Source organism: Streptomyces atratus, from assembly GCF_040655115.1.
Lineage (GTDB): Bacteria > Actinomycetota > Actinomycetes > Streptomycetales > Streptomycetaceae > Streptomyces > Streptomyces atratus_D.
This window is the reverse complement of sequence record NZ_JBFAJH010000001.1, coordinates 557,622-574,706: the sequence shown is the minus strand read 5'-3', so window position 1 is coordinate 574,706 and position 17,085 is coordinate 557,622. Positions and strand designations below refer to the sequence as shown.

The following is a 17,085-nucleotide window of genomic DNA, read 5'->3' as shown; positions in this document are numbered from 1 at the left end:
GTTCATCCAGTGTTGCAGACACGCCGTGGTACTAGAGGCCATCGCCAGCTCGGACGGGACCACGCCCGACCGCGACGGGTCGACGTTGGTCGTTGTCGGTGGCCATTGACGGCCCTCCGACGGCCCACAGACGGCCCGGACCGTGAGCACGGCAGTGACCGATGGCACCCTGGGCCAGTGGAACGCAAGGCGGCCCACTCGGACCTAGAATCGAATATATGTCCGAATGTCTCTATAGCCTGGATCGGCTGCGCATCGTGCGCGAGTGGCAGGCGTACCGGCTGGGCCGAACCGATCGGACCATCGCCGAGCTGGAGGAACAGGAGGCCGCGGCCGTCCGGGCTGCACGCGCCCTGCCCCCACCAGCACCCGAGCGGAAGCTCTCCATGCTGCGCGCAGGTGGCGCGGCCCGCGCCGACCCGCGCGACGGCGGCGCCGTAGAGACGGGCCTCGGTCACCGTCTGCTCGTCGGGGGTGCCCCAGGTGGCGGGGTCACCAAACACGAACTCGCCGCCGTGACGAGGCGGGCGCCCCCGAACACCGGACTCCCGCGCCGGAACTGCGCGGCGCAGGAAACGGTCCGAGCGCATCCGGCCCAGCACCTGCACCGGCAGATCCTTCAGAAGGAAGGCCAGGCGGGGCACGTCGTAGCCGGCGTCCACCACGATCAGGATCTCCAGGTCGCCGTCCTTCCACTGCCCCGCCGCCATCAGCCGCTCGACGAGCTCGCGCATCTGCCCGGCGGTGACGGTGGCGGCATCATCGCCCGGCGTCAGACGCAGCGCGTCCAGTGGCGCGGTCCAGGAACTGCGGCCCGTCTCCAGGGCACAGATCACCGAGTACGGCCAGCCGGGAACCGGAATGTGCTGGTCCTTGCCCCGCCCGTAGGTATGGCACAGGATCCGCTGCGGTGAGGTGTGGGCGCTGGGCCGCAGCCAGCAGGTGAGGTCAGCGGCCAGGAAGCCGGCCGTCCGCCGTCCGCGGCAGCGGCACCGTCGCCAGAGCCCGTCGCAGCCGGGCGACAGGACCCGGCCCGGGGGCAGGGCGTCGTGGAGCCCGCCGTGCCCGCGACGGTGTTCGCCCACCAGCGACACTTCCACCAGCGACCGGACCGGGCCGTCCGCACACAACACGGCGTCCGCCGGCTCGACAACGCATCCGCACGCCTGGTCAGACAGGAGTAGAACTCACCCCGGAAGCGTGACAGTTCCGCAAACGGATCCTGTCGGACAACATGATGCGAAAGACTCGTCCCCACGGCCTTCGTGCTGGCGCTGTGTGTTCCTTGGACGGATCACATGCTCAGCCGAAGGCCGCCTGCGTGTAGGGAAGTTACCGTTCCGAGTGATCAAGTACGAGGAGCCGTTCGGACCTCAAGGTCAAAGATCAAAATAGGGCCTGTTGCGAAAGTGGATCGTCTGTCGGACCTGCCTGGGATGCTCCGAGCATGGAGATGACAGTGCAGCTGACGATCGACTGCTCCGATCCGCAGAAAATGGTGGCTTTCTGGGCCGAGGCCCTGGGCTACGTGCCTGAGCCTCCGCCTCGCGGGCACGCCACGTGGCGTGCTTACTGGGCGGCGGTGGGGGTGCCCGAGGCGGAGTTGCCGGCCGGTGCCGGGGATATTCCGGAGTCCATCATCGATCCCGCGGGACGTGAACCGAGGGTGTGGTTCCAGCAGGTTCCGGAGCCGAAGGTCGCCAAGAACCGGTGGCACTTCGACCTGAAAGTCGGTGGGGGCCGTGACGTCCTGCTGGAGGTCCGCACACAGCGGGTCAAGGCTACCGTGGAACGGCTGGTCAAAGCTGGTGCCACCGTGCTGCAGATCAAGGACGAGCCGGACATGGGGCTCTACGCCGCCGCCATGCAGGACCCCGAGGGCAACGAATTCGACGTCGTCTGAGGGCCGTTGCGACGGTGCTGGTCACAGCCACTCGTTCACGGCTGCGACCAGCACAGTCGCCGCCTCGTAGCGGACGGCGAGCTTGTCGTACCTCGTGGGTGCGCCACGAGGTGAAGTTCCCCCCTGATCTTGGACAGCGGTTGCTTACGCTGCGGGGGTGAAGTCTTGTTGCAGCCTGGCTCGGGTTTCGAGTGGGGTGAGGTACCCGAACTCGGGGTGCTTGCGGAGCCTGGTGCGGTTGTACTCGACCTCGATGACCCTGTTGCCCAATTGGGTGAACCCTTCGCGATCTTGCACCTGGATGTGTCCTGGACGGAAAGATTGCTGTTCAGCGGTCTGATCCAGGGTGAGTCGTTCGGCCCCAGGACGGGGTGGAGTGGTGTCGATGGGGTCGGGATCAGGGGGAGAGGTCCCGCAGCTGACACGGCAGGTGGCCCTCGCTGCCTTCCCCAACGGCTGCCTGGCGATGAGGGTCCGGGACGAGCTCGGCCCACTGTTCGAAGACGAGGTGTTCAGGTCCGCCTTCGGCGTCCGGGGCCGCCCTGGTGTCTCGCCGGGACAGTTGGCGTTGGTCTGCGTCCTGCAATTCGCCGAGAACCTGACCCACCGCCAGGCCGCGCACGCCACACGCGCAAGGATCGACTGGAAGTACCTCCTCGGCGTCGAGCTGTCGGACCCGGGGTTCGACTTCACCGTGCTGTCCGGGTTCCGCGACCGGATCCTGGCGCATGGGCTGGAGGAGAAGGTCCTGGACCTACTGGTGCGGCGACTGATGGAGCTGGGGCTGGTCGCCCCCGGTGGTCGACAGCGCACCGACTCCACACATGTCCTGGCCGCAGTACGGAACTTGAACCGTCTTGAGTTCGTCGGAGAGGCTCTGCGGGCGGCTTTGGAGACGATCGCGGTCGCCGCGCCGGCATGGCTGAGGACGTGGATGGACCCGTCCTGGCAGCAACGCTATCGGGCTCGGGTGGACGCCTACCGATTGCCCAGCGCCCAGGACGAGCGGGACGAGTTGGCGCGGCAGATCGCCACCGACGGATACCGGCTGCTCGAAACAGTCTTCACACCCACGGCGCCGCACTGGCTGCGGGACGTCCCCGCCATCGCCGTCCTGCGGACGGTGTGGATGCAGCAGTTCAAACGCACAGTGACCGACGGGATCCAGGAGGTGACTTGGCGGGGGAAGGGCGAGTGCCCGCCCAGCAGAGCCAGGATCACCTCCCCCTACGATGTGGATTCCCGTTGCGCCGTCAAGCGCGGCTCTGGCTGGGACGGTTACAAAGCCCACCTCAGCGAGACCTGTGATGACCCCGCTGAGGTGGGGCGCCCACACATGATCACCCATGTCCTCACCACCGATGCCACGGTCCACGACGCGGCGGTCATCGAGCAGATCCACGATCGCCTCGACGACAAGGGCCTGCTGCCGTCCGAGCACCTCCTGGACTCCGGCTACGTCTCCGCCGAACTGCTGCTGACCTCGCCGGTTGAACGCGGTGTCGAAGTCATTGGTCCGGTCAGGCCCAACAGCACCCGCCAGGCCGTCCAAGGCCGCCGGCTATGGCAAAACGTCCTTCAGTATCGACTGGGACGCCCGGCAGGCGACCTGCCCGAACGGGGCCAACAGCAGGTACTGGACCGAGGGTTACGACCACAACGGCCGCCTGGCGGTCCGGATCCGCTTCGCCACCCAGACATGCGCGCCCTGCCCGGCCCGCGGCCAGTGCACCCGCTCGACCCAGTACGGCCGACAGCTCACCGTCCGCCCCCAGGACCAAGACGTCCTCCTCGAACGCGTCCGGTCCGAGCAGGCCACCGAGGACTGGAAGGCCCGCTACGCGGCTCGCGCAGGAGTGGAAGGCACCATTCACCAGGCCGTCGCCACCGGAGCCCGCCGCACCCGCTACACCAGCCTGCGAAGACGCACCTGGCCCACATCTTCATGGCCACCGCCATCAACCTGATCCGACTCGACGCATGGTGGAACGGAAGTCCACTCGCACCGACGCGCACTTCCCATCTGGCAGCCCTCGACCTCACCGCGTGAGATCAATTGGGCAACAGGGTCCCTCAATGAAGCGGAAGACGTCGGCGCGGGCTGCCTCGCGGCTCTCCCGAACGATGGTGCCGATCTCCGCTTTCAGACCGAAAAAGCTTTCGGCTGCGGCGTTATCGCAGCATATGTCGGTTCGCCCCATGCTCTGCCTCAGGTTCAACTCCCTTATTTGTCTGCGGAATTCGCCGGATGTGTACTCGCTGCCGCGATCCGAGTGGAAGATGCAGCCCGGTTCTCGTGCGCCGCGGCCGGCGGCCGTCTCCAGGGCGTCGGTGACCAGCTCGGCGCCGTGGTGGTCGGCCATCGCGTACCCGATCACCTCACGGGTCGCCAGATCAATCACCGTTGTGAGGTACCACCAGCCCTCGATGGTCGGCAGATACGTGATGTCGCCGACCAGTTTCCGACCGGGCCGCTCGGCGGTGACGTCACGGCCGACCAGGTCCAGGGCGGGGGCGGCCTTGGCGTCCTGCTTCGTCAGGTGGCGGCGCTTGCGGCGGGTCACGCCGCGGATGTCGCGCTCGCGCATGATCCGCTCGACCTTCTTCCGGTTGATCCCGTGGCCCTTGCGCCGCAGGACGGCGTGCACGCGCGGGGCGCCGTAGGCACCCCGGGACATGGCGTGGATCTCCCTTATCTCCTCGGCGAGTTTGTCCTCGGCCCGCTGCCGTGCAGCGGCGGCCGGCCGACCGGCGAGCCAGGCGTAGTAACCGGCGCGCGGAAGCCTCAGCACCCGGCACAGCAGCGCGACACTGTAGCCGTCGGGTCTGTCCTCGGTGGCCCTCTCCGCGTCGATGAAGCGGCACAGCGTGCCTACTTCATCGTCTCCTTCGCGAAGAAGGCCGCGGCGGAGTCAACCGGTTGATGCAACAGCTGCCGCGAGCCCATCAGCGGGAGTTTCGAACCCGAGGGTCTGCCGGGGGCGGGTGTTCAGCTTGAACGCGACGGCATCCAGGTCGGCCAGAGGAACGCTGCCGCTCCCTATCGCACCCCAGGTCGTTACCCACCGGCGCCCGGCCCGGTCCCGGAACGTGCACTTCTCGGCCTCCGCGATGGGTAGGATCACGCCGCACGCTGGGCGGGCGGGTCGAGTCGCGCCACGCACGGCACGGACCGAAACATCGGGGGTGCACGGCATGAGTACGGACGGCAATGGTTACTGGGGTCCGACGGGCGGACCCGGACCCGGCCCCGGTGGACAGCCGGGCCCAGGTCCCGGCCATCAGTCCTACCCCGGGGCCGGACACCACCCGTACCCCGGCGGTCCCGCCGTGGGGCCCTACCCGCCGCAGCCCGCGCCCGTGCCGCCGCAGGGGTACCCGGGACATCCGCAGGGCTGGGGCCCGTACCCGCCACAGCCGCACGGCGGTGGCCCGCAGCCGCCGTTCCCGCGCCCGCCCCGGCCGCCGCTGACGCGCAGGCAGCGGATCCTCAAGTGCGTCTACAACCCGTTCTACGCCGCCCAGCGGGCCTTCCGCCCCTCGCGCCCGGGCGCCGTCGAGGACCTGACGGTGCGCAAGATCCAGATGTGGCGGACCGGGCTCGGCATCGCCGCCTGGCTCGTGCTGGTCATGTCGTACAAGCCGGTCGACACCGCCAAGGGCGTCGAGACCGTCGCGGGCGACAAGTTCGACCAGAGCTGGATCAGCACACTCGTCCTCGTGTGCGCCTTCCCGTTCGTGATCGCCCTGTTCGCGTTCGCCGCGCTGGGTGCGCTGCGCGGGCTCTACCTGCGTCGGTCCCTGAAGTCCTTCGGGTCCGTGGCGGCTCTGATGGGGTCCATGGCCACGTTCCCCCTCGCCGTCGCGCCCGATCCGGAGACCGCCGGCTTCCGTGACGCCATCGGGACCCCCGGCATGGTCGTCCTCATCACCCTCTGCGCGTGGTCGCTGGGCTTCGCCCTGTACGGGATCGCGCTCTGCCTCATGCACGTGTTCCGCACCGCCGACATCCACGAGGTGCTGCCGCCGATCCTCGCCACCTTGCTGGTGTGGGTGATGGCCGCCCTCGACGTGATCAACAACGAGAACGCCGAGGTTCCCGTCCTTGCCCAGATCGTGTTCCTGCTCGGCGCTCCGGTGTCGGTGACGGTGTTGTCGTGCTGGGAACTGTACCGGCTGCGGAAGTACCACAACCTGACCGTGCGACAGGCCCTCGGCCGCTAGGTCATCTCCGCGTCGCCAAGAGGTGGCGCGGACAGGGGCGCGGTCATGGTCGGCGGTTCGGGCATTCGTCCCAGCAGTGAGTTATCCAGGCCCGCCGGATCAGGCTGCGCACGGTGATGATCGTGTCGGTGAGGTCGAAGAATGCGTCGACGACGGTGGCGCGCCGCTCGTAGCAGCGGGCGAGCCGGTGGAAGGCGTTCTGCAAGGCGTGGGTGCGTTCGACGTGCCAGCGCTGACTGGCCTGGATGGGTGCCTTCTCGCCTTTGTGCGCGATGCGGCCGTGGAGGCCGCGTTCGTTGAGCAGAGTGCGGGTCTTGTCCGAGTCGTAGCCGGCGTCCAGGTGCACGGTGACGTTGTCGGGCAACGGTCCCAGGTCGTTCAGGCGGTCCAGGGTCGGGGCGAGCAGCGGGGAGTCGTGGCGGTTGGCGCCGGTCAGGACACGACCCAGTGGGATGCCGTATCCGTCCGTCATGCCCGAGTGTTTCAGTCCCTGTTTGCCGCGATCGACGGGGGAACGCCCGGCCACTTCGCCGCCTCCGGGTGCCTTGGTGATGGAGCCGTCCACGGCGATCTGGTCGAGGACGAGACCGACGATCCGGTCATAGGCGTCGAGCGCGATCTGCTTGAGCCGGGCGAAGACGCCCTGTCGTATCCACTCGTCGCGGCGGCTGCGGATCGTGGTGGCCGAGCAGGTTGTGTCGGCGATCGCCTCATAAGAACAGCCGAAGCGCAGCAGTTGCAGCATCTTGTCGAAGATGATCCGGTCGCTGATGCGTCGGCGGTGGCAGCCAAGTGGATGGTCCGGGTGGTACTCCGAACGCTCTGGCAGCAGGACCGCGAATTGGTCCCAGAGCGGTTCGGTCAGCCATGATGGAAGCGCGGGCACAGGTCTCCCCAGTGATCACAGAGCGTCGCAACTCCATGATCGGGACCTGTGCCCGTACTGTTGCCGACGTCCCCAACCGCGCCTATCCGCACGACCTCTGAGCTGCGAGAACGCTTGACCGTGCTTGGAACTTTGGCTGACTCACGCGCTACTCACTGGTGGTTGCCGACCGGGACCCCTCGACCGCTTCGTCCCGAAGCAACTCGGGCAGGGGAGCTTCCTTGGGCTGCTGCGCCCCTCAGTTGCGCCGATGGTTCGCAGACACAGGCCCGGCCGTCGTCGGTCGTCATCAGTCGACGTCGGTGGCCCTTTGACGGCCGGCAGTCGGCCCGGCCGCGCAGGGACAGTGACCGATCGCACGGCAGGCAGGTGGTACGCACAACAGCCCATCGCGCCCTAGAATCGAATATGTGTCCGAAAATTTCTCCCGCCAGGATCGCTCGCGCATCGTGCGCGAGTGGCAGGCGTGCCGACTGGGTGGACCGGTCGCACGAGCCGGAGAAACGCGAGACCGCGGCACACAGGGGGACACACCCTGCCCCTGTCGGCGCCCGCGCGGAGGAGCAGGCCCCGCGGGCGCTTGTGGAAGACGGCGTCGCGACGTGCCCGTGCTGCCGACCCAACAGAGAGCCAAGAAAGAGAGCCAGGAGTGCTTTGAGCCGCGAGCTGCCGGACCCCGAGGACGCGCGTGACGCACCGATCGTCGTGCACCGAGCGGCAAAAGCGGGCGGCCGTCGAGTGACGATCCGCGCTCGGACCGCGGGCCTCGCCCGCAGCGACGCCGACGTGGTCGAGTTCCTCCGCCGCGCCGGCCTGCCGGACGCCGATGACGTGCTGGACGACCCCCGGTGGGTGGAGTGGCAGGGCGGCCGACCACACGAGTACGGCGCGGGCGAAGGGCTTTCGTTCGGATCAGGTCGGTGAGCGGGGGCTGGTGCCGTGGATCGCAAGGCGGAGGAGGCGGCACGCCGAGGATCGAGCCGATGCGGGCCGGTCCGAGCTTGCGGTCGGTCCGCAGTTCACGCACGCGTGCCTCGACCGCGGCAGGTGTGCGGTGCGCGGTCGACCGAGGCCGGCCGGACCGGTCGGCCCAGGCCCGCTGCGCCCTCGACCGCGTACCCACGTAGGCCGTCGTGCGCGAGACGCCCGTCCCGGCGCTGCTTGCTGCGAAACCGGCGCTTCTTCGCCCTGGCCCGGAAAAGAGCCTGAGCCGGACCGGCCGAACCGCTCGTCATGCAGATGGTGCCGGCGGGATCAGGCTGAGGATGCGGCGGACCCTTCACGCAGATCCGGGCTCCGGCGTCGGGCTCGGGCGTACCAGGTGCCGTAGCGGGAGCCCAGAAATACGGCTGATGCGCCATGCAAGTAGACGCTGAGAGCCACGGTTACGGCGACAACGCCGGTGAGCAGATCCGTCCCGGGCAGATGCTCTTCGAAAGCGATCAGTCCGAGCACCACGGATGCCAGCCCGCGTGGCCCGAACCAGCCGGTGTACGCGATCGAGGGGAGACGCAGTCCGGTGCCGATCAGTGAGACGGCTACGGGAAGCATACGGATGACGCTGAGGCTGAGCACGGCGTACACCAGCATCCGCCAGTTCACGTGCTCAAGGGAGGGGCCCAGGATGACTCCGCCGAAGATCAGGAAGCTCAGCGCGGCCAGCAGCTCGCCGAGACGCTCAAGAAACCCGACGTCCCCACCGCTGCCTTCATCAGCGGTGGCCGAACACCCGGTGACTGGTCCCGTACGCAGCACCGCCCCGAAGGCCAGGCCGGCGGTCCAGGCCCCGATGAAGCCACTCCCGTCGACCACAGCGCACAACGCGTAGGCGATGACCAGCACCGCGAGAACCAGGATGGGCCGCCACTCGGGCGTGCTCCATCCCCGGGCTGCCGACCATCGCAGCACCCGCGCGCCCAGCCGGCCGACCACCAGCCCGATGGCGCTGCTGGCCACGAGGGCGAGGAAGAAGACCGCCATCGGACCCTGGTGGCCGTCGTGACCGCCGCCGGCCGCCGCGAGAGCCAACAAGAAGAACGGCACCGCCATACCGTCGTTCAGTCCCGACTCGACGCTCAAGCCGTGCCGTACAAGAGCGGGGATACTGCGGTCCGAGACCGCCTGCTGCCCTAGCGCCGCATCGGTGGGAGCCAGGATGACGGCAACGAGCGCGAGTTCCCACACGGTGAGACCAGGCAGTACGAGCCATGCCGCGAGCCACCCAAAAGCCATGGTCAACGGCAGCCCGACAGACAGCAGCCGTACCGGCAGGAAGTGTTCCCGGCGCAATTCCCGCGTACGGATCGAGGCGGCTCCCGTGAACAGTACGAGCGCCAACGCGCTTTCCAGCAGCACCCGGATGAGCTCGGCGTTCCTACTGCGATCGAACAGATCCAGGCCCAGCGGCCCGAGGACCAGCCCGAAGGAAACGAACATCATTGGCCCGGAGAGCATCGTCGTGGACAACCGACGCGACACCACCGCGTACGAGGCAATCACTGCGAACGCCACGATCGCGGCCCATGGATTCACCCGGTTCTCCTCAGAGCAGAGCGCGACGCTGGTTCGTCCACTTCACCGTTCCCTTGCACGACAAGCGTGGGCCAGCCACTCCGGCTGAGGCGACGCGGCACTCCGCAGCCCCGCCCAAGCCCCGTCGGATGGGCCCTTCTCGGAAGTGCCCCGGCCCGTGGCGGGCCTCGGGCTCACGGGGCGGCCTGTACACTCGCGCGGTTGCTCGGGCTCTGGCTCGTCCTGCTCGACCTGGGCTCGATGGGCCGAAGCCGACGGCAGCACCTCCTGGGAGCCGTACCGCGTGTATCCAGCTCCGCGTGGGTTGCCGCAGTGAGCGGGCAACGGTTGTTCATCCAGCGTCGCAGGCAGACGAGTGAGGGCCCGCCGTCCTGTGGACAACGGACCCTCACATGGAGAAACGCAGGTCGGGATGAGTGGCGGCCCGGCTTCTCAGCTGGAGCCGACGAAAAGCACCAGCAGGAGCCAGACCACCGGAGCGGTCGGCAGCAGCGAGTCCAGTCTGTCCATGATCCCGCCGTGACCGGGCAGCAGCGTGCCCATGTCCTTGATCCCGAGATCCCGCTTGATCATGGACTCGCCCAGGTCACCCAGAGTGGCGCTGGCAGCGACGGCCAGGCCGAGCAGAAGCCCCTGCCACCAGGTGCCGTCGTCGATCAGGAACTGCATGCACAGCCCACCGGCGACCATCGCGAAGGCCACGGCTCCGAACAGTCCCTCGCGGGTCTTCCCTGGGCTGATCCGCGGCGCGAGCTTGTGCTTGCCGAAGCGCCAGCCGACGGCGTAGGCCCCCGTGTCGCTGACCACGGTCAGCAGGAGGAAGGTGAGGACCCGCTGCGGCCCGTCGTCCGCGCTCAACAGCATCGCGACGAACGTGGCCAGGAACGGTACGTAGAACGCGGCGAAAACACCGGCCGTGACGTCCTTGAGGTATCCCTCGGGCGGCTCGGTCATCCGCCAGACGAGCACCGCCAGGGCGGTCAGCGCCATGGCGACCCAGGCGCCCTCGGCTCCGCGCACGTAGCCGGCCACGACCATCGCCGCGCCGCCGATCGCGAGCGGTACGAGCGGTGCCTTGATGCCCTTGCGTTCCTGCAGCCGGGAGGTGAGCTCCCAGAGGCCGACGACGACGGCGACCGCTACCACGCCGATGAAGACGGCCTTCACGATGAAGAGCGAGGCGACGATGACGGCCCCGAGCCCCACACCGACCCCTATGGCGGCTCGCAGGTCACGGCCCGCACGTTTCTTCTGCGGGGGCGGCTGCGCGGTGGACATGGGCTCCTGCGGCTTCTCGTCACGGTACGGGGGACCGCCGCCCAGGCCGGCGGCTCCCCCACCCCGGTCGTCACGGTCGTCAGCGTCTCTACCTGCGTCGGGAACGTCCGGCACGATGGGCATGGGCCGAGTGTGCTGGGCGTCATGCACATCGTATGCAGGATCCACCGGGGCCGCCCTCATCTCGGGCGTACCCCCGTAGCCGGCTCCCTGCGGGGCGCCCCAGGAAGAGTCGTTCATCAGACTTCGAGCAGCTCGGCTTCCTTGTGCTTGAGCAGCTCGTCGACCTGCGCGACGTACTTCGCGGTGGTGTCGTCGAGCTCCTTCTCGGCGCGGCGCACCTCGTCCTCGCCGGACTCCTTGTCCTTGACCAGCTTGTCCAGGGTCTCCTTCGCCTTGCGGCGGACGGCCCGGATCGAGATCTTGGAGTCCTCGGCCTTCGTCTTCGCGACCTTGATGTAGTCGCGACGACGCTCCTCGGTGAGGTCGGGGAAGGTCACTCGGATGATGTTGCCGTCGTTGCTCGGGTTGACGCCGAGGTCGGAGTCGCGAATGGCCTGCTCGATGTTGCGCAGCGCGCTCTTGTCGAACGGCGTCACGACAGCCATGCGCGGCTCGGGAACCGAGAAAGAGGCCAGCTGATTGATCGGCGTCAACGCGCCGTAGTAGTCGGCGACGATCTTGTTGAACATCGCCGGGTGCGCACGGCCTGTGCGGATCGCGGCGAAGTCCTCCTTCGCGACCACGACGGCCTTCTCCATCTTCTCCTCGGCCTCGAGGAGGGTTTCTTCGATCACCACGTGCTCCTGCGTGTCTTGAGTGGGCCCGGCATGCTCGGGCCCGGCGGGTCCTGCGTCGCGTCCTCACCTGCACGGTGTCCGACCGGCAGGCCGTTGTCCATCCTTCGGGACCGTCCCCCGGGTGTCCCCGGCCGGTCCCGGGGCCGTCGCGGGTCTCCCCCGGGCGGCCCCCCGGTTGTCAGGCCCGGGTGCCCTGGTCGCTCACGAGCGTGCCGATCTTCTCACCCTTGACGGCGCGGGCGATATTGCCGGCTGCTGTCAACTCGAATACGAGGATCGGCAGACGGTTGTCACGGCAGAGCGTGATGGCGGTGGCGTCGGCGATCTTGAGATCGCGGGCGAGTACCTCGCTGTACTCCAGCGCGTCGAACTTCACCGCGTCGGGGTTCGTCTTCGGGTCGGAGTCGTAGACCCCGTCCACCCCGTTCTTGCCCATGAGCAGGCCCTCGGCGTCGATCTCCAGGGCGCGCTGGGCGGCAGTGGTGTCGGTGGAGAAGTACGGCATGCCCATACCGGCGCCGAAGATGACGACGCGGCCCTTCTCCAAGTGGCGCACGGCGCGCAGCGGGATGTACGGCTCCGCGACCTGCCCCATGGTGATGGCGGTCTGGACGCGGGAGTCGATGCCCTCCTTCTCCAGGAAGTCCTGGAGCGCCAGGCAGTTCATGACAGTGCCGAGCATGCCCATGTAGTCGGACCGGGCCCGGTCCATGCCGCGCTGCTGGAGCTCGGCGCCGCGGAAGAAGTTGCCGCCACCGATGACAACCGCGATTTCCGCGCCGCCCCGGACGACAGCCGCGATTTCCCGGGCGATGGCGTGTACGACGTCGGGGTCGACGCCGAGACCTCCGCCGCCGGCGAATGCCTCTCCGGACAACTTCAGCATGAAGCGTCCGGCCACCTTGCCGTCCTCGCGCTTGTGGTCACCTTTGGCGGCGTCCGCGCCCTTGTTCATGGAGATTCTCCTCGTGCACATACGAAGAAGGCCATTGCCGGTGGGTCTGGTGTCCCTCAGCGGCAATGGCCTCCTCGTCAGATCTGCGGTCGTACGGCGGGTGTCCGGCCGACGACTGCACTAGACCCTATCGGGGTCCACCGTTGTTCGCGGACGGACTCAGATGCCGACCTTGATGCGCGAGAAGCGCTTCAGGGCGACACCGGCCTCGTCCAGGACCTTCTGGACAGACTTCTTGTTGTCCTTGGCGAAGGCCTGCTCCAGGACGACGACGTCCTTGAAGAAGCCGTTGACGCGACCCTCGACGATCTTCGGAAGGGCGGCCTCGGGCTTGCCCTCCTCGCGAGAGGTGGCCTCGGCGACACGACGCTCGTTCTCGACCGTCTCGGCCGGGACCTCGTCACGGTTGAGGTACTTCGGGGCGAAGGCGGCGATGTGCTGCGCGACGTCCTTGGCGACCTCGGCGTTCTCCTTGTCCAGCTCGACCAGGACGCCGACCTGCGGCGGGAGGTCGGGCATGGTGCGGTGCATGTACGCAGCCACATAACCGCCGGTGAACTGGGCGAAGCGGTCCAGGACGATCTTCTCGCCGAGGTTGGCGTTGGCCTCGTCGACGTACGCCTGGACAGTCTTGCCGGCCTCGATCTCGGAGGCGAGCAGCGTGGCCAGGTCGGCCGGCGAGGTCGCGGCCACGTGGGCGGCGAGAGCGTTGGCGACGGCCAGGAACTTCTCGCCCTTGGCGACGAAGTCCGTCTCGCACTTCAGCTCGAGCAGGACGCCGGAGGTCTTGTCCTCGGAGATGAGGGAGACGACGGCACCGTTCTCGGCAGAACGGCCCTCGCGCTTGGCGACGCCCTTCTGACCCTTGATACGGAGCGCCTCGACGGCCTTGTCGACGTTGCCGTCGGACTCGTCGAGCGCCTTCTTGCAGTCCATCATGCCGGCGCCGGTGAGCTCGCGGAGCTTCTTGACGTCAGCGGCGGTGTAGTTCGCCATGAGTCTGTGTTTCTCTCTCGAAGTCTGAAAGATCTACGGGTGAACGGCGGGGGCGGTGCCTGTGGCACCGGCCCCCGCCGTCATTCAGCCGTGACGGAGTCGTCAGGCCTGCTCGGCGTCCGCGGCCGGAGCCTCGGCAGCGGCCTCGGCCGGCGTCTCGGCAGCGGCCTCGGCCGGCGTCTCGGCGGCGTCCGCGACCTTCTCGGTCTCAGCAGACGTCTGCACCTCGGCGTCCGCCTTCTTGTCGCCCTCGAGCAGGTCGCGCTCCCACTCGGCGAGCGGCTCACCGGCAGCCTTCTCGCCCGGCTTCGAGTCGCCGGTCGCGGCGCCGGAACGGGCGATGAGGCCCTCGGCGACGGCGTCGGCGATCACGCGGGTGAGCAGGGTGACGGAGCGGATCGCGTCGTCGTTGCCCGGGATCTTGTAGTCGACCTCGTCGGGGTCGCAGTTGGTGTCGAGGATCGCGACGACCGGGATGTGGAGCTTGCGCGCCTCACCGACGGCGATGTGCTCCTTCTTGGTGTCGACGATCCAGACGGCGCTGGGCACCTTCTGCATCTCGCGGATACCACCGAGGGTCTTCTCCAGCTTGGCCTTCTCGCGGGAGAGGACCAGGAGCTCCTTCTTGGTGAGGCCGGAGGCGGCCACGTCCTCGAAGTCGATCTGCTCGAGCTCCTTCAGACGCTGAAGGCGCTTGTAGACGGTGGAGAAGTTGGTGAGCATGCCACCGAGCCAACGCTGGTTGACGTACGGCATGCCGACGCGCGTCGCCTGCTCGGCGATGGCCTCCTGCGCCTGCTTCTTCGTACCCACGAACATGATGGAGCCGCCGTGCGCGACGGTCTCCTTGACGAACTCGTAGGCGCGGTCGATGTACGACAGCGACTGGAGCAGGTCGATGATGTAGATGCCGTTGCGCTCGGTGAAGATGAAGCGCTTCATCTTCGGGTTCCAGCGACGGGTCTGGTGACCGAAGTGGACGCCGCTCTCCAGCAGCTCCCGCATCGTGACGACGGCCATGGCCGTACTCCTTGAGGTACTCGGTTGTCGCAACCGCAGGATTGCGGTCGCGCCTGACGCCCCGACGCGCCGTGCCACAAGGGACCGAGGAGCGCGGCCACCGTCCGCAGAGAGGGAGGTGGCGGGGCGTGCGAAGTCGACCCGGTGACCCGGATCGCCACAAGAAGTGTACGGGACCCGTCGGGTGCCGGGTGACGGCGCTGTCCACAACCGGCGGGTAGTCCACAGATCCGGTCCATGATCCCCGCGGGTCCGCCAGGTGCGGAACGGTTCTGGTCATGCGATACACACCTGAATCCACGGCTCGCCGGATCCGGGCGGCGCTCGTGGCGGCGGTCCTGTCGGTGCTCACGATGCTGTGCGGTGCGGGCGGCGCCGCCGCCCGCACCGCACAGGACGGCGGGCGCGCGTGGCCGCTCGCGGGGCGACCCGTGGTCGTACGGGGGTGGGAGCCGCCGGCCAGTGCCTACGGCCTGGGGCACCGTGGCGTCGACCTCGCCGCCGCGCCCGGCGCCCAGGTGCGAGCCGCCGCCGACGGCCGGGTCTCGTTCGCGGGGCACGTCGCAGGACGGGGGGTGCTGGCGATCGAGGTGGCGGGGACCGGTGATCCGCCGCTGCGCACGACGTACGAGCCGGTGCGGGCGCTGGTCGGGGAGGGTGACGAGGTCCGCGCCGGCCAGACGGTCGCGGTCATGGAGGCAGGGCCGTTCCCTTGCGACTCCGGGTGCCTGCACTGGGGGCTGCGGCGTGGTGACGCGTATCTGGACCCGCTGTCGCTGCTGCCTCCGGCGCTGATGCGGCGGGGCCCTTCGCGGCTGCTGCCGGTGTTCGGCGTACCGGAGCCGGGGCCACGGGCGCCGGGCACCATCGGGTCCGCAGACCCTGCCGTGCTCCTCGTCGTGGCGGCGGTCGGGTACGGGCGTCAGCCCCGTACGCCCCGCAGGATCATCGCGACGGCGGTGTCCGTGATCACCCCGGGCGCCTCCGCCACACCCAGTTCGATACGGCGCACGGCGGCGTCCACCGAGCCCTGCAGCAGCATCGCCGCCAGCCTCGGCTGTTCATGTCCGAGGTCACCGAGCGCCTCGACGATCATGGCGATCAGTCCGCCGTGCGCTGCCCGGATCTTCTCCCGTGCGCCCGCGTCCAGCTCGCTCGCCGAAATGGCGACGACAGCGCGGTGCCGCCGGTCCCCGACCAGATCGAGCTGGCGGCGTACATATGCCTCGATCTTTCCTTCGGGAGTCTGCGCCCGCTCCATCGCGTTCTCGACCTCGGCCGCCCAGACGGGGAAGTCGACGGCGCACAGCTCCTCGACGACGGCCGCGCGGGAACGGAAGTACTCGTAGACGGAGGACCGGGCAAGACCCGTGCGCTCGGCGAGAGCGGGGAAGGTCAACGCCTCCGTACCGCCCTCGGACAGCAGGGAGCGGGCAGCGTCAAGGAGGGCGCCGCGCTGCATGGTCCGGTGCTCGGCCACGGAGGCCGCTCGAATCCTGGGCACGGATCCACTCTACGGCGGCAGGTGTTCGAGAGGGGGCGCGACAGCCGACATCGCCCGGCCGGACGCCTGCTCAACGTCCCGCGTCGGCCAGTTTCGCGCGGAGCTGCAGCACCGATTTGGTGTGGATCTGACTGACCCGGCTCTCGGTCACCCCGAGCACGTTGCCGATCTCGGCGAGGGTGAGCCCCTCGTAGTAGTAGAGGGTGACGACAGTCTTCTCGCGGTCCGGGAGCGTGTTGATCGCCCGCGCGAGCAGCCGTCGGAGCTCACGGTCCTCGGCGACCTCCACCGGATTGTCGGCGGCGGTGTCCTCAAGCGTGTCCATCAGACTCAACCGGTCGCCGCCCTCGCCGCCGACATGCAGCAACTCCTCGAGCGCGACCACGTTCGCCAGCGACAACTGGCTGAAAACCGCATGCAGTTCTTCCAGTGCGATGCCCATCTCCGCCGCGACCTCCGCCTCGGACGGGGTACGCCGCAGCTGCGCCTCCAGCGTCGCGTAGGCACGCTCCACCGCCCGTGCCTTCTGCCGTACGGAGCGCGGGATCCAGTCGAGTGCCCGGAGCTCGTCGATCATCGCGCCGCGGATGCGGGTGATCGCGTACGTCTCGAACTTGATGGCCCGTTCGATGTCGAACTTCTCGATCGCGTCGATCAGTCCGAAGACTCCCGAGGAGACGAAGTCCGCCTGCTCGACATTGGACGGCAGTCCCACGCTCACCCGGCCCGCGACGTACTTCACCAGCGGCGAGTAGTGAAGGATCAGCTGCTCCCGCAGCCGGCCGTCGCCCGTGGACTTGTACGAACGCCACAACTCGTCGAGCGAGGAGGGGGCAGGGGGGCGCACAGTGCCACGCGCAGCGGGCGGCACTGCTGCGCGGTCAGACCCGGAGGTGTGCTGGGGCATGTGATGCCTTGAGCCGTTCTGCTGTGAAGTGCTGGGGGACTTGTGTCTGAGCCGGATTCCTTGTGAGCGTAGCGTGACTG

Annotated in this window: 16 protein-coding genes and 2 pseudogenes; 6 read left to right on the top strand and 12 right to left on the bottom strand. The window is 68.4% G+C overall.

Annotated elements, in window-relative coordinates; translation table 11 throughout:
- Positions 1-2: 2 nt before the first annotated feature.
- The gene (locus tag AB0I23_RS02690) at positions 3-1,133 is read right to left on the bottom strand and encodes a transposase (protein ID WP_359106145.1); all 1,131 of its coding nucleotides are present in this window, start codon (positions 1,131-1,133) and stop codon (positions 3-5) included.
- 314 nt (positions 1,134-1,447) lie between these two features.
- Here AB0I23_RS02690 and AB0I23_RS02685 point away from each other — a divergent pair, with 314 nt between their 5' ends.
- Positions 1,448-1,903: a VOC family protein gene (locus AB0I23_RS02685; protein WP_359106143.1), complete on the top strand. Its 456-nt coding sequence runs from the start codon at positions 1,448-1,450 to the stop codon at positions 1,901-1,903.
- A gap of 144 nt (positions 1,904-2,047) precedes the next feature.
- Here AB0I23_RS02685 and AB0I23_RS02680 read toward each other — a convergent pair whose 3' ends face one another.
- Positions 2,048-2,200: a hypothetical protein gene (locus AB0I23_RS02680; protein ID WP_359106141.1), complete on the bottom strand. Its 153-nt coding sequence runs from the start codon at positions 2,198-2,200 to the stop codon at positions 2,048-2,050.
- 88 nt (positions 2,201-2,288) lie between these two features.
- Between AB0I23_RS02680 and AB0I23_RS02675 the strand changes: the two are divergent.
- Positions 2,289-2,642 (top strand): annotated as a pseudogene (locus AB0I23_RS02675) (transposase); the annotation flags it as partial.
- A gap of 760 nt (positions 2,643-3,402) precedes the next feature.
- Positions 3,403-3,870, top strand: a complete 468-nt coding sequence (locus AB0I23_RS02670) for a transposase (RefSeq protein ID WP_359106261.1) — start codon at positions 3,403-3,405, stop codon at positions 3,868-3,870.
- A gap of 72 nt (positions 3,871-3,942) precedes the next feature.
- Here the strand turns inward: AB0I23_RS02670 and AB0I23_RS02665 are convergent, their stop codons facing one another.
- On the bottom strand, positions 3,943-4,758 hold the full coding sequence (locus AB0I23_RS02665; protein ID WP_359106259.1) for an IS3 family transposase: 816 nt from the start codon (positions 4,756-4,758) through the stop codon (positions 3,943-3,945).
- Between the two features lie 340 nt (positions 4,759-5,098).
- Between AB0I23_RS02665 and AB0I23_RS02660 the strand changes: the two genes are divergently transcribed.
- Positions 5,099-6,127 (top strand): hypothetical protein, encoded by a 1,029-nt coding sequence (locus AB0I23_RS02660; RefSeq protein ID WP_359106139.1) that lies wholly within the window; start codon positions 5,099-5,101, stop codon positions 6,125-6,127.
- Between the two features lie 43 nt (positions 6,128-6,170).
- Here the strand turns inward: AB0I23_RS02660 and AB0I23_RS02655 are convergent, their stop codons facing one another.
- Positions 6,171-7,013, bottom strand: coding sequence for an IS5 family transposase (locus AB0I23_RS02655; protein ID WP_359106137.1), 843 nt, complete (start codon positions 7,011-7,013; stop codon positions 6,171-6,173).
- A 654-nt stretch (positions 7,014-7,667) separates the two neighbouring features.
- Here AB0I23_RS02655 and AB0I23_RS02650 point away from each other — a divergent pair.
- Positions 7,668-7,937 (top strand): hypothetical protein, encoded by a 270-nt coding sequence (locus AB0I23_RS02650; RefSeq protein ID WP_359106135.1) that lies wholly within the window; start codon positions 7,668-7,670, stop codon positions 7,935-7,937.
- Between the two features lie 330 nt (positions 7,938-8,267).
- On the opposite strand, the gene AB0I23_RS02640 is transcribed toward AB0I23_RS02650, so the two are convergent.
- The 6 genes from AB0I23_RS02640 to rpsB all read right to left on the bottom strand — a co-directional run bounded on the left by AB0I23_RS02640 (position 8,268) and on the right by rpsB (position 14,594).
- Complete coding sequence (locus AB0I23_RS02640) at positions 8,268-9,545, bottom strand: cation:proton antiporter (RefSeq protein WP_359106133.1); 1,278 nt, start codon at positions 9,543-9,545, stop codon at positions 8,268-8,270.
- 432 nt (positions 9,546-9,977) lie between these two features.
- Positions 9,978-11,063, bottom strand: coding sequence for a phosphatidate cytidylyltransferase (locus tag AB0I23_RS02635; RefSeq protein WP_359106131.1), 1,086 nt, complete (start codon positions 11,061-11,063; stop codon positions 9,978-9,980).
- Positions 11,063-11,620 carry a ribosome recycling factor gene (frr, locus tag AB0I23_RS02630; RefSeq protein WP_093899080.1) on the bottom strand — a complete coding sequence of 186 codons (558 nt, stop codon included), beginning with the start codon at positions 11,618-11,620 and terminating at the stop codon, positions 11,063-11,065. Before frr ends, AB0I23_RS02635 begins: the two co-directional genes overlap by 1 nt.
- A gap of 181 nt (positions 11,621-11,801) precedes the next feature.
- On the bottom strand, positions 11,802-12,578 hold the full coding sequence (gene pyrH / locus AB0I23_RS02625; protein WP_359106129.1) for a UMP kinase: 777 nt from the start codon (positions 12,576-12,578) through the stop codon (positions 11,802-11,804).
- A gap of 159 nt (positions 12,579-12,737) precedes the next feature.
- Entirely contained in the window at positions 12,738-13,574 is an 837-nt protein-coding gene (tsf, locus tag AB0I23_RS02620; RefSeq protein WP_359106127.1) for a translation elongation factor Ts, read from the bottom strand.
- Positions 13,575-13,676: 102 nt separating this feature from the next.
- Positions 13,677-14,594, bottom strand: a complete 918-nt coding sequence (rpsB, locus tag AB0I23_RS02615; protein ID WP_359106125.1) for a 30S ribosomal protein S2 — start codon at positions 14,592-14,594, stop codon at positions 13,677-13,679.
- A gap of 278 nt (positions 14,595-14,872) precedes the next feature.
- On the opposite strand from rpsB, the pseudogene AB0I23_RS02610 reads away from it, so the two are divergent.
- Positions 14,873-15,439, top strand: a pseudogene (locus tag AB0I23_RS02610) (murein hydrolase activator EnvC family protein); the annotation flags it as partial.
- 77 nt (positions 15,440-15,516) lie between these two features.
- Here AB0I23_RS02610 and AB0I23_RS02605 read toward each other — a convergent pair.
- Positions 15,517-16,074, bottom strand: coding sequence for a TetR/AcrR family transcriptional regulator (locus AB0I23_RS02605; RefSeq protein WP_359106257.1), 558 nt, complete (start codon positions 16,072-16,074; stop codon positions 15,517-15,519).
- Positions 16,075-16,168: 94 nt separating this feature from the next.
- Positions 16,169-17,005: an RNA polymerase sigma factor WhiG gene (whiG, locus tag AB0I23_RS02600; RefSeq protein ID WP_266981018.1), complete on the bottom strand. Its 837-nt coding sequence runs from the start codon at positions 17,003-17,005 to the stop codon at positions 16,169-16,171.
- Positions 17,006-17,085 lie beyond the last annotated feature (80 nt).